The sequence below is a fragment of the Agrobacterium tumefaciens genome (genome assembly GCA_025560025.1).
Lineage (GTDB): Bacteria > Pseudomonadota > Alphaproteobacteria > Rhizobiales > Rhizobiaceae > Agrobacterium.
In genome coordinates, this window is the sequence record CP048486.1 from 714976 (window position 1) to 734246 (window position 19271).

General features: G+C 59.9%; 18 protein-coding genes. 9 read left to right on the forward strand and 9 right to left on the reverse strand.

Features of this window, described 5'->3' with window-relative positions:
• Window positions 1–142 precede the first annotated feature (142 nt).
• Complete coding sequence (locus tag FY152_17140; GenBank protein ID UXS33893.1) at window positions 143–1540, forward strand: family 16 glycosylhydrolase; 1398 nt, start codon at window positions 143–145, stop codon at window positions 1538–1540.
• Between the two features lie 83 nt (window positions 1541–1623).
• Here the strand turns inward: FY152_17140 and FY152_17145 are convergent, their stop codons facing one another.
• The 6 genes from FY152_17145 to FY152_17170 form a co-directional block, all read right to left on the reverse strand.
• Window positions 1624–2538 (reverse strand): TIM barrel protein, encoded by a 915-nt coding sequence (locus tag FY152_17145; protein ID UXS33894.1) that lies wholly within the window; start codon window positions 2536–2538, stop codon window positions 1624–1626.
• Between the two features lie 26 nt (window positions 2539–2564).
• Window positions 2565–3290 carry a glycerophosphodiester phosphodiesterase family protein gene (locus FY152_17150; protein ID UXS33895.1) on the reverse strand — a complete coding sequence of 242 codons (726 nt, stop codon included), beginning with the start codon at window positions 3288–3290 and terminating at the stop codon, window positions 2565–2567.
• A gap of 11 nt (window positions 3291–3301) precedes the next feature.
• Entirely contained in the window at window positions 3302–4414 is a 1113-nt protein-coding gene (locus FY152_17155) for an ABC transporter ATP-binding protein (protein ID UXS33896.1), read from the reverse strand.
• Window positions 4415–4419: 5 nt separating this feature from the next.
• Window positions 4420–5505 carry a carbohydrate ABC transporter permease gene (locus tag FY152_17160; protein ID UXS33897.1) on the reverse strand — a complete coding sequence of 362 codons (1086 nt, stop codon included), beginning with the start codon at window positions 5503–5505 and terminating at the stop codon, window positions 4420–4422.
• Complete coding sequence (locus FY152_17165; GenBank protein ID UXS33898.1) at window positions 5505–6416, reverse strand: sugar ABC transporter permease; 912 nt, start codon at window positions 6414–6416, stop codon at window positions 5505–5507. The genes FY152_17160 and FY152_17165 overlap by 1 nt, the downstream gene beginning before the upstream one ends.
• A 67-nt stretch (window positions 6417–6483) precedes the next feature.
• Entirely contained in the window at window positions 6484–7857 is a 1374-nt protein-coding gene (locus FY152_17170; GenBank protein UXS33899.1) for a sugar ABC transporter substrate-binding protein, read from the reverse strand.
• Between the two features lie 93 nt (window positions 7858–7950).
• Between FY152_17170 and FY152_17175 the strand changes: the two genes are divergently transcribed.
• Window positions 7951–9090, forward strand: coding sequence for an ROK family transcriptional regulator (locus FY152_17175; protein UXS33900.1), 1140 nt, complete (start codon window positions 7951–7953; stop codon window positions 9088–9090).
• 28 nt (window positions 9091–9118) lie between these two features.
• On the opposite strand, the gene FY152_17180 is transcribed toward FY152_17175, so the two are convergent.
• Both FY152_17180 and FY152_17185 read right to left on the reverse strand, forming a co-directional pair.
• Complete coding sequence (locus FY152_17180) at window positions 9119–9460, reverse strand: hypothetical protein (GenBank protein UXS33901.1); 342 nt, start codon at window positions 9458–9460, stop codon at window positions 9119–9121.
• 163 nt (window positions 9461–9623) lie between these two features.
• Complete coding sequence (locus FY152_17185) at window positions 9624–10115, reverse strand: hypothetical protein (GenBank protein UXS33902.1); 492 nt, start codon at window positions 10113–10115, stop codon at window positions 9624–9626.
• Between the two features lie 172 nt (window positions 10116–10287).
• Here FY152_17185 and FY152_17190 point away from each other — a divergent pair, with 172 nt between their 5' ends.
• The 7 genes from FY152_17190 (at window position 10288) to FY152_17220 (ending at window position 16653) form a co-directional block, all read left to right on the forward strand.
• Entirely contained in the window at window positions 10288–12240 is a 1953-nt protein-coding gene (locus tag FY152_17190) for an SARP family transcriptional regulator (protein UXS33903.1), read from the forward strand.
• An 8-nt stretch (window positions 12241–12248) separates the two neighbouring features.
• Window positions 12249–12677, forward strand: coding sequence for a hypothetical protein (locus tag FY152_17195; protein UXS33904.1), 429 nt, complete (start codon window positions 12249–12251; stop codon window positions 12675–12677).
• 91 nt (window positions 12678–12768) lie between these two features.
• The gene (locus tag FY152_17200; GenBank protein UXS35090.1) at window positions 12769–13902 is read left to right on the forward strand and encodes a YcaO-like family protein; all 1134 of its coding nucleotides are present in this window, start codon (window positions 12769–12771) and stop codon (window positions 13900–13902) included.
• Window positions 13902–14612 carry a TfuA-like core domain-containing protein gene (locus tag FY152_17205; protein UXS33905.1) on the forward strand — a complete coding sequence of 237 codons (711 nt, stop codon included), beginning with the start codon at window positions 13902–13904 and terminating at the stop codon, window positions 14610–14612. The genes FY152_17200 and FY152_17205 overlap by 1 nt, the downstream gene beginning before the upstream one ends.
• Window positions 14609–15751, forward strand: coding sequence for a hypothetical protein (locus FY152_17210; protein UXS33906.1), 1143 nt, complete (start codon window positions 14609–14611; stop codon window positions 15749–15751). The genes FY152_17205 and FY152_17210 overlap by 4 nt, the downstream gene beginning before the upstream one ends.
• A gap of 136 nt (window positions 15752–15887) precedes the next feature.
• Entirely contained in the window at window positions 15888–16325 is a 438-nt protein-coding gene (locus tag FY152_17215; GenBank protein UXS33907.1) for a helix-turn-helix transcriptional regulator, read from the forward strand.
• 94 nt (window positions 16326–16419) lie between these two features.
• Entirely contained in the window at window positions 16420–16653 is a 234-nt protein-coding gene (locus FY152_17220; GenBank protein ID UXS33908.1) for a hypothetical protein, read from the forward strand.
• A 182-nt stretch (window positions 16654–16835) separates the two neighbouring features.
• On the opposite strand, the gene metE is transcribed toward FY152_17220, so the two are convergent.
• A complete protein-coding gene (gene metE, locus FY152_17225; GenBank protein ID UXS33909.1) occupies window positions 16836–19184 on the reverse strand; it encodes a 5-methyltetrahydropteroyltriglutamate--homocysteine S-methyltransferase in 2349 nt (782 codons plus the stop codon).
• Window positions 19185–19271 lie beyond the last annotated feature (87 nt).

Genomic DNA, 19271 nt, shown 5'->3' on the forward strand with positions numbered 1-19271 from the left:
CTCGTTAGTCAAATCGACGCTTTTCAGCACTCTCGCCTGGTACACACGCACCCCTCATATCTTGCCCTAACAGCGGGCATTTTGCCCTGTTAGGATGTTCCGTGGGAGGAGGAAGCCAACGCTAACGGACAGGAGACGGCTCATGACCCGGACAGTAGTGAATGCGCTTGGAGACACACTTTATTATAGCGGCAATTCCCAAGGTTTCTTTTCCGCCACCGGGTCCGGCCCGCTGCTTGCCGGCACAGCCGGCAATGATTCCATGTGGGGCGACAGCTCCGTGAATGTGACCATGGCGGGTGGCACAGGCGACGATATTTATTATCTCTATTCCAGCATCAACCGCGCCGTGGAAAACGCTGGCGAAGGCATCGACACGATCGACACCTGGATGAGCTACACCCTGCCCGAGAATTTCGAGAATCTGCGGGTAACAGGCGATGGCCGTTATGCCTTCGGGAATTCGCTCGACAATATCATCACCGGCGGATCGGGCAGCCAGACGATTGATGGCGGCGCTGGCAACGACGTGTTGATCGGCGGTGGCGGTGCCGACACATTTGTTTTCACCAGTGGCAACGGCACCGACCTCATCATGGATTTCAGCGCCAACGATACGATCCGGCTGAATGGTTACGGCGTTACCTCCTTCGACCAGCTCGTCAGCAATGCCACCCAGCAAGGCAGCGATCTCTGGCTGAACTTCGCGAATGGCGAAGCTGTCGTTCTCGCAGGAACAACCATCGACGATCTTCAGGCCGGCCAGTTTGAACTCAGCCTTGACCGGTCCTCGCTGACCCAGACCTTTGCCGACGAATTCGACGCGCTTTCTCTGCGCAGCGGGGGTGAAGGCACCTGGGACGCCAAATATTGGTGGGCCCCGGAAAAGGGAAGTTCGCTGACGACGAATGGCGAAGCGCAATGGTATATCAACCCCGCTTATGCCGGGACATCCGAGGTCAATCCCTTCAGTGTGGAAAACGGTGTCCTGACCATCACCGCTGAAGAAACTGCGCAATCGGTCGCCGATGAGGTCGAGGGATACGATTATACGTCGGGCATGCTGAACACCTATTCCTCCTTCAGCCAGACCTATGGTTATTTTGAAATCCGCGCCGATATGCCGACCGACCGGGGCGCATGGCCGGCTTTCTGGCTTCTGCCAGAAGACGGATCCTGGCCACCGGAACTGGATATCGTGGAAATGCGCGGCCAGAATCCCAATACGCTGATCATGTCCACCCATTCCAATGCAACGGGCGAACAGACATCTGTTATCAAAAATGTCAGCGTGCCGAGCACGGAAGGGTTCCACACTTACGGCGTGTTGTGGGACGCGGAACACATTACCTGGTATTTTGACGATGTCGCGGTGGCACAGACGGATACGCCCGATGATATGCACGACCCCATGTATATGATCGTCAACCTCGCCGTCGGTGGCATGGCGGGAGCGCCATCTGCCAGTGATTTCAGCGATGGCTCACAGATGATGATCGACTACATCAGGGCCTATTCGCTTTCCGACTGGGCCGCGTAAGGAACGACAACGCCGGCAGTCGCGTCCAGAACTGCCGGCGTTTCAGGCATCAGCCTATCGGGGCTGTGCCATGTGCAAGCTCGTCATTCAGCCGCTATCTGCATCCGATCGGCGTGGAGCGACATGAGGTGCCGTGCCGTTTCAAGGCTCGCCGGCTGTTCTGCCCGGTAGCGGCGGCTGATTTCCATCATCAGGACGGTATCGGGCAGGAAGGTCAGCTCCGAGAAGATGCTTTCCCACTCAATATCGCCCCAGCCGAGCGGCATATGCAGGTCGCCAATGCCGAGCGCGGTATTTTCCTGGTCGAAATATGGCTGGTAAAAGCCCTGCGGCCGACCGAAGGAATCGTGGACATGCAGATGGCCGGCGACCGGCGCCATGGCGCGAAGCTGCTCGCGGAAATCGAGACCGCGATAGGTGGATTCGATATAGGCATGGCTGAAGTCGATCAGCGCCACGACGTTGTCGTGACCAACGGCCCTCACGGTCGCCGCCACTTCGGCGGGCGTCTGGCGATACTGGCCCGGCTCGGTGGAGAAGATATTCTCAAGCGCGATACGCACACCATAGGGCTTGCAGAATTCCGCAAGCTCGAAAAGCGCTTCCCGCTCACGGGCATCAGCATCGGCACGCTCGGCGATCTGGTCCGCACGCAGCGCACCGCCATGCTGAACGAGGATGCCGGCACCGATACGGTCGCAGAGGACGGCCAGCGCCTTGGCGGCATCGATCTGGTAACGGCAGGTTACCGGATCCATGAAATTGGAGGACACCAGCCCGTGCACGGTGTAGCGGAAGTCGAACTGTTTCGCGAGCGACACGAACCGGTCGGCACGCTCCTCGATGATGCGGCCGCCTGCGATCAGATCAAGGCTGGTCACAGCCAGTTCGACAGTGTCGCAGCCAATATCGGCCAATGCGCGCAGATCGTTTTCAAGGGTGGCCAGTTCGCCGTCGTCGGAGCCGGCGTTAAAACCGGTACCAATAAGATTGCTCATATCGTCATCTCCAGGGGTAAAGAAGTTTATGCGAGTTCAGGCAGCCGCGCGGCACGCCGTACCGTGTCGAACAGGTCCGGGCGGTCGATGTTGACATAGTCTACCCCGGCCAATGCGATCTCATTATGAAGGTCGACATCATCGCCACCATAATAAACCATGACCTCGAGACCCGCATTGCGGCATGCGTCGACAAGTCCGGGCTTGCGCATCTGTTCCGGCGTGATCTCGATGATCGAGGCATGGTGCACGGCCGCTGCGAGCGAAGGCGACCTGGCAATTTCGAGCGTCATCATCTTGCGGAAATCCGGTGCGGCGGCGGCCAGGCCCCGGCGCATTTCCTCGGAAAAGGAGAAAAAGAAGGTATCGCGCACCATGCCGAGGCCGCGCACCAGCGCTGCGACCTTGACGGGATCGCAATATTTCAATTCGACATAGACACCGCAGCGGCCACGCAGATGACGTAGATAGGCATCGAGCCGGGGTACACTCGCCCCCTTGAAGCTTTCATCAAACCAGCCGCCGGCATCCAGCGCATCGATCTCGCTCGAAAGAGCATGGCCGATGGGCCCCGTGCCGTCGGTGGTGCGGTCCAGCGTTTCATCGTGGAAGACATAAAGAACGCCGTCCGCGCTCTCACGCACGTCAAGCTCGATATAATCTGCCCCATGTCGCAAGGCGAGGTCGGCAGCGGTAAAGGTGTTTTCGGGTGCGAACCGGTTGGCACCGCGATGGGAGACGATTTTGGGCATGGGAAGTCCTGTCAGTTTACGGGCTCCGGCTCAGGTGCCGGAATGGTCGAAATGTGGGGAAGATCGGCGTGAAGCCCGGCAATGCGGTTGCCGGATGCGTCGAAAACAAGCGTCAGGCCGGATTTGCAGCCGATACCGACCCGCGCGCCGGGCGCATGACGTATGACTTCACCATATTCCAGCGCATGGATCATGCCTGCGGGCGTGTCGATCGTGTAGAACACCTCGCGCCCCATCGGCTCGACGGTGGCAACCTGGCCCGCAAGCCGCGCTTCCGTGGGTTCAACGAGGGCGATATCTTCCGGGCGCAGGCCAAAGGTCACCTCGCCGTCGCAAGAACCATCGAGATCGAGCAAGGCATCGCCAATCTGCAACTGCCCGCCCTGCGCCCATCCCTTCAAGAGGTTCATCGGCGGCGTGCCGATGAAGCCGGCCACGAACAGATTGTCGGGCCGCCGATAAAGATCATCAGGCGTGCCGATCTGGGCGATCGCGCCATTGTTCATGCAGATGATCCTGTCAGCCATGGTGATCGCCTCGATCTGGTCATGGGTGACGATCAGCGTGGTGATCTTCAGCCGTTTTTGCAGGCTTTTCAGCTCGGCGCGCATGGTGATGCGCAGGGTCGCATCGAGATTGGAAAGCGGCTCGTCCAGGAGGAGGATGTTGGGTTCCTTGACCAGCGCCCGGGCAAGCGCCACACGCTGCTGCTGGCCACCGGAAAGCTGCGAGGGCCGCCGGTCGAGCAACGCGCTGATCTGCACGAGGCTTGCCGCCTCCTCCACCCGCCGCGCCGCTTCCTCGCGCGCAACATTCTTGAAACGCAGCGGAAAGGCGATGTTCTGCCGCACCGTCAGGTTGGGATAAAGCGCATAGGACTGGAAGACGATGCCGACGTTGCGGTCGCGCGCATCGATGCGATTGACGTTATGGCCGTCGAAGGCGATCTCTCCGCCGGTCGGCGCGTAAAGCCCGGCGAGCAGAAAAAGCGTGGTCGATTTTCCGCATCCCGACGGGCCGAGAACGGCGACGAATTCGCCGTCTTCGATGGCAAGCGTCATCGGTTGCAGAACCCGGGTGTCGCCCCAGCTTTTGGTGACGTTGGTAAGGGTGATCCTGGCCATGGCGATTATCCTTTGATCCCGCCGAAACTCATCTGGGTGATGTATTTCTGCGTGAAGATGTAAATGATCAGCACAGGCAGCAGATAGATGATGCCGACGGCGGCGATCATGCCGTAATTCACGCCAACGCTGTCCTGTGCCACGAAGAAGAGATAGAGGCTCATCGTCATCTGGCTTTTTTCGATGAGCAGGGTCTGGACGAAGACATATTCCTCCCAGCCGCGCAGAAAGGTGAAGGTGGCGACCGCGATCAGCCCGCTTCTCACCTGCGGCAGAACCACCATGCGAAAGGCCTGGAAGCGGGTCGCGCCATCGGTGACGGCGCTCATTTCGATGTCCCAAGGAACATTGTCGAAAAAGCCCTTGAGCACGAAGATCGCAAACGGCAGCTCCAGTGCGCTCATGACAAGCACCACGCCGAAGAGATTGTTGAGAAGGCCCATGTAGTGCAGCTGCACGAAGATCGCGACGGTGAGCGCAAGCGCCGGAAAGGCGTGCAGCAGCAGAAGGCCTCGCAGCAGGTTTTCGCGTCCGGCAAAGGCAAAGCGTGACAGCGCATAGGCGGCAGGCGTGGCGACCAGCGCTACGATCAGGGTCTGGGAGCCGGCAAACAGCAGCGAGCTGCGCATGGCTGTCCAGATGGACGGCATCAGCGCCATGCGCGTGGTGCCGGTTTTCTCGATATCGCGGCTCCACAGAAAACTGTAGTTCTCAATGGTCAGATGCGGCAGCACCAGCACGAAAACGAGTGCTGCAACAACGGCGCCAAGCGCCAGCCACAACAGCACGGGATTGCGCAGGCGCGCGGAGAAAATTGCGACCGCTATCGCCCCGCAATAAGCGAAAGCGGCGATTGCGCCGCTGCGCCACAGGACAAGCCGGCTGAGATTATCATCGGAACTCGTCAGCGATTTCACCAGCAGCCACAGATAGGGCAGGAGAACGGGAACAGAGACGACCGTCAGGAACACGAGGATGACCGGAAGAAAGCCGGCGCGATGCGCGAGACTGCGCTTTTCAAGGCGCGTCCAGTCCGGCTTCAGGTCAGGCGCGCTCCTGTGGGCAGGCGCATGGGAGTGGGCGAGCGTCATCACAGCACCTCGATTTTGGCGGGAGCAAAGGTCGAGCGCATGTTGCTGAGACGCCATTGGATGAGTGTCACGGCAACGCCGATGGCCATGAGGCCGAGTGCCAGCGCCGCGCCATAGGCGTAAGCGCCGTTTTCGAAGGCGCGCCGGTAGATATAAAGCGCATAGGTCGTGCTGTCATAGACCGGGCCACCGCCGGTGATCAGCAGGATATATTCATAGGTCGTCATCAGCGACAGCGCCTGATAGAGCGTGATGAAGCGGATGGGAGCAGAGAGCGCCGGTGCGACGACATGGCGAAGCACGCCCCATTCGCTGGCGCCATCGACACGCGCCGCATTGGCCAGATGCGAGGGTATGGAGCGGATGGACGATGTGAGGATGACCATGGCGAAGGACGCGCCGACGACGCCGTTCGCCACGACCACCAGAAGCAGCGGAAAGTCATTGCGCAGGTTGAGAGCGGGTGCACCGAGTGCGCCGAGAAACTGGTTGAGCAGGCCGGAAGAGGTCGGATCGGCGATCCATATCCATAACACGCCATAAAGCACGGCCGGGCTCATGCGCGGCAGCAGCCACAGGCCGCGAAAGAAATTGCCGAGCCGGTCCGGTATCGCCGTCGTCGTGACGGCCAGCAGCGCACCCAGGCCGATATTGAAGAGGAACAGCGTCGCGCCGACATAGACAAGCGTCGTCATCAGCACGATCGGCAGGCGCATATCACGCTGGACCATGCGCTGGAAATTCTCGACCGTAAATTTGCCGACCTTCAGATTTGCGCCCATATCGGTAAAGGCGATCACCAGATTGACGACGATCGGCGCGAGAAAAAACAGGCCGAGCAGGACAAGTGCGGGCGCCAGATAAAAGATCGGCCGGGCCGGACGGCGCGCTCTGAGCTGGAATTGGGACATTGCGATATACCGGTGGGAACGCGGAAAAGCCGCCCGGCAAGGCCGGGCGGCGTGGTTTCTGGCAAACTCAGTTGCTTGCGGCTTCGCGGATTTCGATCTCTGCGCCGAATTGCAGTTCGAGCTCGTCGGCGATGAAATCGACCGCCTGCGCAGCCGTCATCTTGCCGGTCTCAACCGCCTGCAGACCGCTGAACAGCACCTTGTTGTAGCTGCCGAACTTGGTGTGGTTGGGCACGAACTGCGCATCCTTCATCATCGGCGATGCAGCGGAAAGAACCCAGTTGTCGCGATATTTCGGCATCGCCGTCTGGGCGTTGCTGATCGCCGTGTGATAGGAGGTCACGGCATGCTCGTTGTTGAAATAGGGCAATGTCGCGAGTGCCACGAGATCGGCGGCGACGTCGGCATTCTTGCTCTTTGGATTGAGGGTGTAGAGCAGCGGGTGCGACAGGTTGGAAGGTTTGCCACCCTTCTCGGCAGCCGGTGCGGAAATCCAGCCTATCTTGTTGAAATATCCCTCGCCATCGGTCGGCCAGGTCGCGCCATTCTTTTCACCCACCTGCCAGGCAACCGCCCAGACGCCCTGGTGGAAAATGAAGGCCTTCTCCTGCTTGAATGCGGTCTGGATCGCTTCCCAGCTCATGGCCGTGTTGTCGACCGGGGTCACGCCCTGCTTGGCGTTACGCTCGTACCAGCCGAGAGCCTTCGCCATCTCGGCCTTGGGGAACACCAGCTTGCCGGTCTTTTCGTCCATGAACTTCACGCCATAGGACTGAAACACCATCAGATAATCGATGCCGACATTCGGACGGTGCAGCATGCCATATTGCGCGACCTTGCCATCAACCACTTCCTTCGACAGCGCCGTCAGATCATCGAGCGTGAATTCGCCGGCATCAACCTGGGCCGGCAGGCCTTCGATGAAGGCTTCATCCTTGCCGATCTTGCGCAGCATGTCCTTGTTGTAGAAGAACATGCGGATTTCCGCGTCCTGCGGAATGCCGTAAATCTTGCCGTCCGTCGCCTTGGCCGAATTCCACAGAACCGGCAGAATGTCGCCATAGACCCACGGAGTGGCAGCGATCTTGTCTTCCATCGCCATCGCATAGCCGTCCTGCGCGAACTGGCCGATCCACTCATGCGGCAGAACGTAAATATCCGGCCCCTGCCCCACCGAAAACGCCTTCAACGTATCCAGCGCGAAAGCGTCCCAGCCCTGTACGCTGCTGTTGTTGATGTCGATAACGATGCGCTTGTCGACACCTGCTGCCTTGAACTGCGCGTTCATGATACCGGCCGCCGCCTCGATATTGGTGACGCGGCCGGGCGCATTCTTGTCGGCAAGTGTCCAGAGCTTGATGTTGATGTCTTCGGCAAAGGCAACAGCCGGCAAAAGCGCGCTGAGAGCGACCGTCGCCGCCAAGGAGAGAGACTTGAACATAGGATCCATTCCCGTTGAAACTGATTATTTAATTAAGTTGCTTAATTTACAGCTTTATGACATTCCCGGAGATAAGGCTGGGAGAGCGAAACCTTGAATGACAGACGAAACGGTGCATTGACCGGCATTGGCGCAACACAGGGCGCGCTTCTGGGATACATCAGGCGCAAAGGTTCGGCCTCACGCGTGGAACTGGCCGAGTACTGCAGCATAACCCCGGCAGCCGTCAGCATGATGACACGCAATCTGCTTCAGCGCGGCATTATCGAGGAGGGCGCACGCCGGCAGGAAGGTCGCGGTGCACCGCATATCGACCTCACGCTCAAAAAAACCGTCGGCTATGCCCTTGGCGCGCATGCCAACCGCTATTCGGTGATGTTGACGCTCTTGAACTTCGGCGGGGAGATCGTCGGCGAATTGCAGCTGCGGGGCTCCTATGGTGCGTTCTCGGATGTTCAGCGGGCGCTTCAGGACGGGTCCGAGGAACTGCTTGCGAAAAACGCGATCAATAGAAGCGACCTCATCGGCGCAGCGATCGCCATGCCGACCCGCTTTCGCAAGGAAGCCATGTCGCTCGATCTTGCCGAAGAGGTGATTTCCTGGGCGGGATCGGACCTTTCCGCCATGCTGCGCGAGGCATTGCGGTGCCCGGTCATCATCGAAAACGACGCGAATGCCGCCGCCATGGGTGAGCTCACACTTGGCAACACCGCCGGACATGAGAACTTTGCCTATCTCTATCTGTCCGAGGGGATAGGCGGCGGCATCATCATCAAGAACGAGCTTTTTCGCGGTTATCTCGGCAATGCCGGCGAGATTGGCGCCCTGCGCGGCCGTGGCGCGTCACGTCCTTCGTTTGAAGATTTGGCCGCATGGTGTCTCGAGCATGTGGGTGAGAAACCTGCCGGGCGCGCACCCGAGGCCTGGACGGATTATCTGTCGCGCAATTCCGCCGTGTTTGATGGGTGGCTCCAGCGGGCGGGACCAGAAGTCGCCCGCCTAGGCTTCGCCGTCAGCGCCATCCTTGCCCCCACGGCCATCTTTGTCGGCGGCACTTTGCCGCGCATGGTACGCGAGAGACTGGCGCAATGGCTGGATTACGAACGCTCGGACCCGTTCAGCGGTTCAAAGGTGATACAGCCGCAAATCCTGTTGCCCGAGGTCGTGGCGACAGATCCCGTGGCCTTTGGCGCCGCAGCGATGATCCTGCACGGTGTCAGCGAGGCGGGCTAAAAATGGAACACGGTTTGCGGAAGAAGCCTCAGCCGAGATTCTGAACCATGAAATAGATCAGCCAGCAATGCCCGATCACCAGCACCGCCCAGGCCCATTTGGCGGCCCGGATATCGGAATCGACCACGGTATTACTGATCTCGGCTGCGCGTCCGGCCTCTTCGCCCGCCCGCTCCTGCGGCGGTCGCGACACAGGCCCCGCTCTCAGCTCGGCCTCGCCGACGACATAAAGCCGGTCGTTGTGAACCGGTGGACGTGGCTCATCGCCGGCGCTCTCCGCGCGGGAAAGGACGCCGTTGTCGGATGCGCAATTCACCGCGAAAAGCTGCGATGACACCCGCCTGTTACGCATGTTACTTCTATTGGGCATCATAATTTTCCACACAATAAAAATAAAAATATTCCCCCGAGATTTCCGATAAAGCCGTGGCTTTACCGGACATGCTTGCGCTTCACGCACGTCGCTCAGCACCTGTCGAACCGCGTCTTCCGCGCACCTTTCCGCCCTCCCGGAGCCGATTGGCGCCCGGCGGTTACCGCGCCGGGCTTCCGGGAAACTCCCTTTTTCCCGCGTAAGGCTTGGCCTCCCGCTGGATCAGGAAGACGGATTTCTCCACCGGAAGCGGCTCGGCCGTCCGGTAGCGTTGAAACCGCCTCGAATATTCGAACCGGATCAACCTGTCGTCGAATTTCCCCGCCAGAACGCGATAGCCGTTGACGACCTCGTTCAGGATTTCCAGTTCTTCCCCCCACAGCCAGCCGCCATAGGAGGTGCCTTCGTTCGAACGCAGGACGATCTCGAAAAAATGCCCACCTGCCACGACGGGCATGCGGAAGAGAATATCGAGATTGTCCTCGTCCTGATCGTCGCTCTTCTCCGCCGACAGCCTGGCATGGGCAACTTTCGCGTGAACCAGCGCCGAGACCGGATAGAAAGGACGGCCCTTGAACCACATGAATTCGCTGACCGCATAACCGACGTCATCGGCACGCTGGTAAGGTTCGATACGCGGCTCGAACGCCATGTAGCTTCCGTTAAACGCAATCAATTTCGAAAATTCCCGATGCCTGCCCGCTGCATGTTCGCTGTTTTCCGCCCGTCATCCACGCTTCTGTCTGCGACAATAGCCAGCCCGCGTCACACCAGCGTCAAATGGAACGCTATGATGACTTTCAATTTCCCGGGCACGTTGTTAGATGGTGAATCATGAGGGGACGAATGTGGCTGGGCACGCTGAACTAATATCGATCCGGCTTTTTGGAACCCCGCGCTGTGAAGCGGTGCGGGACGCCTTTTTTCCGTCCAAGGGCTTTGCCCTCACCGCCGCCCTGATCCTTGCTCCGAACCAGTCGCTTTCCCGCCAGCAGGCCGCATCGCTCCTATGGGAAAATGTCGAGCAGAAAAGGGCTCTTGGCAATCTGCGGCAACTGATCCTGCGCCTCCAGAAGCTCCCCAATGGCGACGAGGCGATTCTCCTGACCGAGGGCAACGACCTGAAGGCCGGAAAGCTGGCGCAGCGCACCGATCTTGCGATCTTCCTTACCGGTGCGCGGTCCGAAGACCCGATGCGCCGGCTGCACGCTCTGCTTGAATTCGGCGGCGATTTGCTGGAGGGGCTGGAGACCGGGCAGGATCATCTTTATCTCTGGCTGCTGTCGGAACGACGCCGTCTCAAGGACCTGTTCTTTTCAAGCTATATGCAACTGCTCGAGGAGCTGACGCGCTTCGGCCGCGCCAGTTCGAACGACATTGGCAGGCTTGCCGAATGCGCCCTCAAGATCGAGCCGGAGCGCGAGGAAACCTACCGCGCCGCCATGGCGGCCTATGCGCGGATCGGAAACACCAGCGCCTGCGAGGGCGTTTTCCAGCTTCTGCTGGAACAGCTGCGTCAGGAAGAGCGCTCTCCGGAAGCCGAAACGGTGGCATTGAGACGCCGGATACAAAGCCTGGCTTCGACGATAGCTGCTCCCAATGAGCCAGACGAGGGCAGCCGCCGAAAGGCCACGGCAAAACCGCGCGTCGCCTTTGGCCGGCCGGCGCGGGTGGACGGGCTACCGGTCTCGCCGGTGATGCAGGCCTTCGTCGAGGATGTTGCCAACAGCCTGGTCCGATACCGGACCTTCACCGTCCTTTCGCCGCACAGCACCTTTGCGCTGACGCGCGACCGCACCGACGACAGCTACGCCATGTTGCGGGCGGATTATCGCATCATGTCGACGGTTTTCGACGATGCCCGCATGTCGGTCGCCCTGATCGAGGAAGCGACCGGCGAGATCATCTGGTCGCTGGAAGCTGTCTTGACGGAGCGGCAGATTCACGCCGCCTTCCGGCTCCTGTCCAAACAGGTCGCAGCCGCACTTGCCCGCGAGATCGAGCGGTTACAGGTGGAACCCGACCGCAACCATAGCGGCGAAGCCTACCGGCAATTGCTGGAGGGCCAGCAGCTTCTGCGCGGCAAATGCGATCTGCCGCTGCTGCGGCGGGCCCGCTCGATGTTCCGCAAGGCCGTCGATATCGACCACAGCATGGCGGTTGCCCGTGCCCGCGTGGCGCAGAGCCTGCAGCTGGAGTGGCTGATGCTGGGGGGCAACGACCCGCACCTGCTGCACCGCGCCAAGGCCGAGGCCGACGCCTCCATCGAAATCGACCCGGCCCTCGGCGTCGGCCACTGGATGTGCGCGGTGGTGGCGCTCTATCAGCGGGATTTCGACATATCCGCCGAAAAATTCTTCGAGGCAGAAGCGCTTGCGCCCAACTCCGCCGATCTTTTGCTCCAGCATGCCGATGCGCTCGCCCATTTCGGCGATGCGGAGATCGCCTGGGAGAAGTTTCAGCAGGCCATCGACCTCAATCCGCTCGCGCCCGACATCTACTGGTGGGCGGGCGCCAGCATCGCGTTCAAACGCGAAGATTACGGCGCAGCAGTGGAATTATGCGGACGGATGGAGAATGACGAGCCAGCGCTGCGCGTCTTGACCGCAAGCCATGCGCTGCACGGCGATTTGGCCGCCGCCCGGGAAACCGGCGGCAGGCTTCAGGAAAACTATCCGGGGATGACGGCGAGGGAGATCAGCAGCCTGTCTCCAGACCGCGACCCGATAGCGAATGAAAAGTTCTATCACGCTCTTCGATTAGCTGGGATCAAATAGGAGATATTATGTCCTCGCATTTCTTCATTGTCGGAAAAAAGGATTTCGGCGTTCTCTTCATTCGCACGGCGCCGCTCAGGGTTGCGTCCGTATCGCATGAGACGATTGCCGCCTATGAAGCCGCCCATCCCGGCGTGGATGGCTATGCACGCGTTGCAGCGGCTGCAAAATCCATGCTCGTTCGCCAGGACGGCCAGCCCGAGACCGAGCTGGATCAGGTTCAGATCCAGGGCATCGAAGCCCTCGTCGCCGGTGGCGCCGTGGTTTCGGAGGCCGATTTCGCCTTTATCGGCGAAGTGGTCGATGCCGGCTGGGATTTCAACCGCATGGTGCAGGCGCCGATCGAGGCGGCTTTGAAGGCTGTCGGCCCTGCCGGTTCCATCACCGGCGAACTGTTCGACGCCATCCTTGCCGACGACACCAACGCGGCACCCTGATGGCGGTCCCGCAGCCTTGACCGCTGCCGGTGCTCCCAATTCAGCGACAGCGGCTTCAAGACATGCGGACGCTTCGTTCTTCGATCCCGAACTGCTTCGGCGGTTCGGGATTACCCGCGTTGGCGATGTGACCGGTCTCGATATTATCGGCATACCCGTCTGGTTCGCGACGCGGCCCAATTCACGCGGATTGTCGGTATCGCAGGGCAAGGGTCTTGTTGCAGGGCAGGCCCGGCTTTCGGCTATCATGGAGGCCATTGAAGGCGCGGTCGCCGAGGACACCCGCAAACATATTGCTGTTTTCGGTTCCATTCAGGACATGCGGAACAAGGGCGTTCCACTCGTTCCATTCGAAACGGTCGGCCGGGTCGACCCGGACATGCTCAATCTGCAAAATGAGCGCGCCTGGATAAAGGGCACATCCATTCGCCAGCAGCGGGACGTTTTTGCTCCCTATGAACTCGTCGGCATGGATTTCCGCGCGGATTTCCCCTGGGACCGGCGAGCCTTCCTCATGAGTTCGCAGGGTCTTGCCGCCGGTTTCGACCATGACCATGCCGTTCTCCACGCCTTGCTCGAACTCATTGAAAATGACGCCTGCTTCCTCGTCGATACATTTGAAACCCGCACCGTCGCTCCACGACCGGTGCTGTTTCCGGCCGGTATCGATGCCTCCTTCGACACGCTCGTTCAGCATCTTTCGGATATCGGTCTGCCGCCATCCTTCTTCGACCTTACCAATGCGCTTGGCGTGCCGGTGGTGATGGCGAGCCTGCCCCGATCCGTCCATACGCAGGATGGGCTTGCGACGCGCAGCGCTGCCGGTGCCGCCTGCCGTCCCGGCGCCTATGACGCGGCAATCGCCGCCCTGCTGGAGGCAATACAATCGCGTTTGACGGATATCAGTGGCGCAAGGGACGACCTCTCTCCTCTGCGCTACCAGCGGGACATGTCTTCCCCGGGCCCCGCGGGATCAGGAGCGCGAGCGGCCCCGGTCAATCTCGATCTTGCCCATGGCGATCCGTCCTTGCCACAATGGCGAAAGCTTGCGGAACATCTGTTCGCTGGCGGGATCGAGGATATCTATGTCTTCCCGCTGGAAACGGGCGTCTCCGGCCTGCATGTGGTGCGGGTTCTGGCAAGCGGCCTCTCCCCGGCCGGTGGCGGCCTGCAACACATATCGCAGCGGGCGCTTCAAGGTCTCCTCAACATCGGAGGGCTTTGATGAAGCCCGTCATTTTTGCAGGTCCGTCCATCCACGGCATCGCCCCCGACCATCTCTCCGGTTTCGATCTGCGCGGACCGGCGGCATGCGGGGACATTTTCGATGCGGTCCGACACGGTGCGCGCGTGATCGGGCTGATAGACGGTCTTTATGGTGATTGTGCCGCCGTCTGGCACAAGGAAATCCTCCATGCACTCTCAGCCGGTGTCACCGTTCTCGGCGCCGCCAGCATGGGCGCTTTGAGGGCTGCGGAATGTGCGGCCTTCGGCATGACCGGCATTGGGGAAATCTTCGAAGCCTATCGCGATGGGCAGCGTTTTTCCGATGCCGATGTGGCGGTGAGCCACGCGCCCGGCGAACTTGATTATCGCCCGCTGACGATTGCGCTGGTCGATGCCGAAGCGACGCTGGAAGCGTGCCGCGCCAAAATGGAGCCGGAGGAACACGACGCCCTGCTCCGCGCTGCCCGCAAACTGCATTTTACCCGCAGAACATGGCGTGCCATCACATCCGAGGCCGGTAGAGGCTCAGAAACCGCAAATTTGCTGGCGGAGAAGGCAGTTTCCGTCAAACGCAATGACGCGGCTAAACTTCTGGCGATAATTGGCGGCCACCAGCTGCCTCCTCCGACACCATCATGGAAATTCCAGAACACGGTGTTTTTTCAGCAATTGGCCACGCGGCGAACAGCGGGAGAAACAGCGTCTTGACCGCCATCCGGCCCCGGTCTCTGGTGCCCGATTGCGGCGGGCTGATCCGCACCATCGCGCTTGCGCTGCCCGCATCTTTTTTTGCGGATGACGGGTCTGACAATATCGTGTCACCGCTCGTACCGATCGGAAACCTGCTATCGGCACTGCCTTGCGATGTGGCGACGGTCATTCTTATCGATCGCATCAGTCTCGAGCCGACGCAAAACTGGCTGGACAGGCTGGAAATCCGCTCTGGCGCTGTACTGGTTCCAATTGATGGAAACACCGGCGTTTCGCATCCATGGATACAGGATATGTTGCATGTCCGGACCAGTGGCGAGGCTGCGGCCGAACTGGTTGTGACAGCGGCAAATGCTGTCGCCGATGCGCTTGCCGATTGCCTGGGGCTTGCAGCGACCGTCACTGATGTGGTTTTGCCGGGCGGCAACCAGCTGGTTGGCCCTGAGTTTCGGCTGGTAGGTCATTCCAGCCTGCAGGATGACAGGGGTTTCGGCAGGAGTACCTCAAGCGACCGCAGCGAACGGTGGCAGCAGGTTCAGGCGCTTGACGGCAGGGCCGTGCACAGTTTCGGATATCGGCCGGAAGATCTCGGAAACGCCTCGGTGCGGTTGGAGCCTTCCACGGTAAAGGCTTCCGCCCCGGCAATCCCCGGCGGAAAAATGCATCAATGCGGTTTCCATGTCGATCAGTTCGTTTCGGTTACGGGCCTCAGTCGGGATGGTCACCCCCTGCTGCTTGTCGCCGATCCGGTCGCACCTGGCGATTGCGCCAGCCGTGCCGCCATGGAGCTGAAACGGAAACTGGATGCATCGGCTCTTTCGCTGGCGCGGCAAGGCTTTGCGATCCTGAGAAATCCCATCCCGATCCTACCCGCCATCGATACGAATAAATGCCTCCCCCGGCTTTACAACAACGTTTTTCTGGAGAATGTCACGCGGTCCGGTCAAAAACGGCCATTTGTCTGGATCCCGCATTTCGGCGACACGGAGATGGTCGAGGATTTCGACAAGGAAAACCGGCACATATGGGAGAGCCTTGGATTTCACGTTATTGGCGTGGCCGGGTGGAGCCATCTGGCAAGTCGCAACGGAGCACTGCGCTGTGCAACCAAGGTGATAAATCGTGATCCTGTATAGGGTTGGCAAAAGAAAAACCGCGCTATTTTGCCAATAGTGAGCTACAATACCCGTGGAAATTGTGTTGAATGTATACCTTCAACAATATTAATTGATAATTATCCGATTTAAGACCTCACAACTGGAGGAATTCAATATGCAGGCCAAACTACCCAGCCCGATCGACGTACATGTGGGCGCACAGATCAGAATGCGCCGCAAGTCGCTCGGCATGAGTCAGAGTGCGCTGGCGGGTCGATTGGGAATTACCTTCCAGCAGGTTCAGAAGTACGAAAAGGGCGCCAATCGCGTCGGCGCGTCCCGTCTGCAGGCGATTGCGTCGGTTCTCGGTGTCGATGTCAGCTCCCTGTTCGCCAATGCGACGCCCGATGGCGGCATCGCCAATCCGGCGCTTGGCACGATCAATGCCATGCAGACATTCGTCGCTTCGAATGAAGGCTTTTCGCTGAACCAGGCATTTTCCCGGATCAAGAGCACCTCGGTTCGTAGAAGCATTGTTGCACTCGTCACATCGCTCGCTGCGACCGAAACGGCGGAAAATGCGGCTGTGCCGGCAAACAAAAACGATGATTGACGCAGGTGTGACGCTCGCGTGACGCTCGATGTGGTCGAAAATGAACAACGCAATATCAACGCGTTTTCATACTGTCGATTGTCGAGAGGGAAGCATGGCGGCGTCTACCACAGCAATACTTGAACAGGACAATGCAGACGAGATTCTCGCGCTTGGTAGGATGGTGTCCTATCTTTGCCAGCGTTCGAAATCCATGGATCTGGGCATGTCGACCTATTTCCTCGAAATGGCGTTGTTATCGCTGGCCCAGGACATCAATCAGCACGGTCTGCCGCCGGCAGGCGCAGAGCTGAACGGCAGCGGTTTCGCACCCACCGATCTGCATTGAAAGCCTCCGGGGCAGCAATGGCATAGACCACGAATCGAGCGTCCACACCGACCTCCAGTCGTAGACGCTCGGGATCGTTCTTCAGTTTCCCGGTCCGGCCGGCTCCATCCTACCGGACATATACCCCTCCCCAATTTTTCTTCATGCAAGCGAGGCCCGGTTTTGCCGGGCCTCGCTTCATATCAGGGCACTGCTCGGCGAAGTTCGGCGGCCGCAGCGACCATGTTGACGAGCGCGGGCCTCACCTCTTCCCATTTGCGGGTTTTCAGGCCGCAATCCGGATTGATCCAGAGCTGCCGGTCGTCAAGCCGCTGCCGCGCCAACGCCAGAAGATCGACCATTTCTCCCACGGCCGGGACGCGCGGCGAGTGGATGTCGTAAACGCCGGGGCCGATCTGGTTCGGATATTTGTAAGTCCGGAAGGCGTCCAGCAGTTCCATCTTCGACCGCGAGGTCTCGATGGAGATCACATCCGCATCCATGGCCGCGATGGCATCGATGATCTGGTTGAACTCCGAATAGCACATATGGGTGTGAACCTGCGTCCGGTCCTCAACACCGCTTGAGCAAATACGGAAGGATTCCACCGCCCAGCCGAGATAATCCTGCCAGTCCCGATGCCGAAGCGGCAGGCCCTCACGCAGCGCCGCCTCATCGATCTGGATCATCTTCGCCCCGGCTGCCTCGAGATCATTGACCTCGTCACGGATGGCAAGCGCGATCTGCCGGCAGGTCAGGCTTCTGGCGATATCATCGCGAACGAAGGACCAGTTGAGGATCGTCACCGGTCCAGTCAACATGCCCTTGACCGGCTTTTCAGTCAACGACTGGGAATATTCCCACCAGCGGACCGTCATCGGCCTCGGTCGCGACACATCGCCGAAAATGATCGGCGGGCGCACGTAACGCGAGCCGTAGCTCTGCACCCACGCGTGCTGGGTGAAGGCGAAGCCGGAAAGCTGCTCGCCGAAATATTGCACCATGTCGTTGCGCTCGAACTCGCCGTGAACGAGGACGTCGAGGCCGATTTCCTCCTGCCAGCGGATGGTCGCTTCGGTTTCCTTCTGCAGGAATTTTTCATATTGCGCATCGGTCAGGGCGCCCTTCGAATGTGCAGAGCGGGCCTTTCGCACCTCCGGCGTCTGCGGGAAGGAGCCGATGGTGGTTGTCGGGAAAAGCGGCAGCGCAATAGCCTGCGACTGCACCTTCTGCCGCTCGGCAAATGCGCTCGCCCGCTTCTTGTCGGCCTCAGCAATCATCGCGATACGGTTCTGCACGGCGGGGTCCGTCACCTTTGGCGAGGATGCACGTGCGGCGACGGCCCCGGAGGCAGCTGCCAGTTCCATCGCGACTGCGGCCCTGCCCTTACCAAGCGCCCTGCCGAGCGTGGCAAGTTCGCCGAGTTTCTGGGTGGCGAAGGAAAGCCAGCTTTTCAGATCGGCATCGAGGCCGGTCTCCAGTTCGAGATCGACCGGGACATGCAGCAGCGAGCAGGAGGATGCGATTTGAAACGCCTCCACGCCGCGTTCGGCAATGGCGGCTTCCAACCGGTCGATGATCGCAGCGAGATCTGCGCGCCAGATGTTGCGACCGTCAATGACGCCAAGCGACAGGACACGGCTTGCGGGCAAAGCCTTCAGCACCGCCTCAAACTCACCCGGCGCACGCACCAGATCAATATGAAGACCCGCGACCGGAAGCGCTGTGACCGCCTCCAGATTATCCTCAAGACCACCGAAATAGGTCGCAACGAGGATTTTCAGATCCGGCGCGGCTTTCGACAAAGCCTTATAGGTCACGGTAAGCGCATGGCGTTCGCCCTCGGAAAGGTCCAGAGCGGCAACCGGTTCGTCCATCTGCACCCAGTCTGCGCCGGCAGCCCGCAGGCGACGCAGCAGTTCTTCATAAACCGGCAGCAGCCTGGCCAGCAGATCGAGTGGCTTGAACGCTGCCCCACGCGCCTTGGCAAGTTTCAGGAACGTGACCGGGCCGAGAATGACCGGACGGGTGTGGATGCCGAGCGCCTTCGCCTCAAGGAATTGGTCGACCGGCTTTTGTGAGGTGAGCACGAAATGCTGATCCTCTGAAATCTCCGGCACCATATAGTGATAGTTGGTGTCGAACCATTTGGTCATTTCCAGCGCCGGAACACCCTGTGCGTGATGGGAATGTCCTTCATGCGCATGGTCGCAACCTGCATGGCCTTCGCTTTGGCTGCCGCGCGCCATGGCGAAATAGGTCGACAGGGGAACCTCTCCGTCCGTCCATCCGTAGAGGGATGGAATGGCGCCCACCATCACGGCCGTATCGAGGACATGATCATAGAAGGAAAAATCGTTGGAGGGGATGTGGGTGATCCCCTTCTCACGCTGAAGCGCCCAGTTTTCGGCGCGCAGCCGGGTGGCGGTTTCGCGCAGCTCCGTCTCGGAAATCTTGCCGGACCAGAAGCCTTCAAGCGCGAACTTCAGTTCGCGATGGCGTCCGATCCTCGGAAAACCGAGCGATGCGACTGGAATGGTCTTGTTTGGCATTGTCATACCCCATTTGGTTGTGGGGGCATGGGTAAAGCGGACGCGTGCAGGCCCGGCCTTTGCCGGACCATTGCAGCAACCACCGGG

Coding starts and splice junctions, on each gene's coding strand:
- FY152_17140 (UXS33893.1), top strand. CDS start 143: ATGACCCGGACAGTAGTGAATGCGCTTGGAGACACACTTTATTATAGC.
- FY152_17145 (UXS33894.1), bottom strand. CDS start 2,538: ATGAGCAATCTTATTGGTACCGGTTTTAACGCCGGCTCCGACGACGGC.
- FY152_17150 (UXS33895.1), bottom strand. CDS start 3,290: ATGCCCAAAATCGTCTCCCATCGCGGTGCCAACCGGTTCGCACCCGAA.
- FY152_17155 (UXS33896.1), bottom strand. CDS start 4,414: ATGGCCAGGATCACCCTTACCAACGTCACCAAAAGCTGGGGCGACACC.
- FY152_17160 (UXS33897.1), bottom strand. CDS start 5,505: ATGACGCTCGCCCACTCCCATGCGCCTGCCCACAGGAGCGCGCCTGAC.
- FY152_17165 (UXS33898.1), bottom strand. CDS start 6,416: ATGTCCCAATTCCAGCTCAGAGCGCGCCGTCCGGCCCGGCCGATCTTT.
- FY152_17170 (UXS33899.1), bottom strand. CDS start 7,857: ATGTTCAAGTCTCTCTCCTTGGCGGCGACGGTCGCTCTCAGCGCGCTT.
- FY152_17180 (UXS33901.1), bottom strand. CDS start 9,460: ATGCCCAATAGAAGTAACATGCGTAACAGGCGGGTGTCATCGCAGCTT.
- FY152_17185 (UXS33902.1), bottom strand. CDS start 10,115: ATGGCGTTCGAGCCGCGTATCGAACCTTACCAGCGTGCCGATGACGTC.
- FY152_17190 (UXS33903.1), top strand. CDS start 10,288: ATGGTGAATCATGAGGGGACGAATGTGGCTGGGCACGCTGAACTAATA.
- FY152_17195 (UXS33904.1), top strand. CDS start 12,249: ATGTCCTCGCATTTCTTCATTGTCGGAAAAAAGGATTTCGGCGTTCTC.
- FY152_17205 (UXS33905.1), top strand. CDS start 13,902: ATGAAGCCCGTCATTTTTGCAGGTCCGTCCATCCACGGCATCGCCCCC.
- FY152_17215 (UXS33907.1), top strand. CDS start 15,888: ATGCAGGCCAAACTACCCAGCCCGATCGACGTACATGTGGGCGCACAG.
- FY152_17220 (UXS33908.1), top strand. CDS start 16,420: ATGGCGGCGTCTACCACAGCAATACTTGAACAGGACAATGCAGACGAG.
- metE (UXS33909.1), bottom strand. CDS start 19,184: ATGCCAAACAAGACCATTCCAGTCGCATCGCTCGGTTTTCCGAGGATC.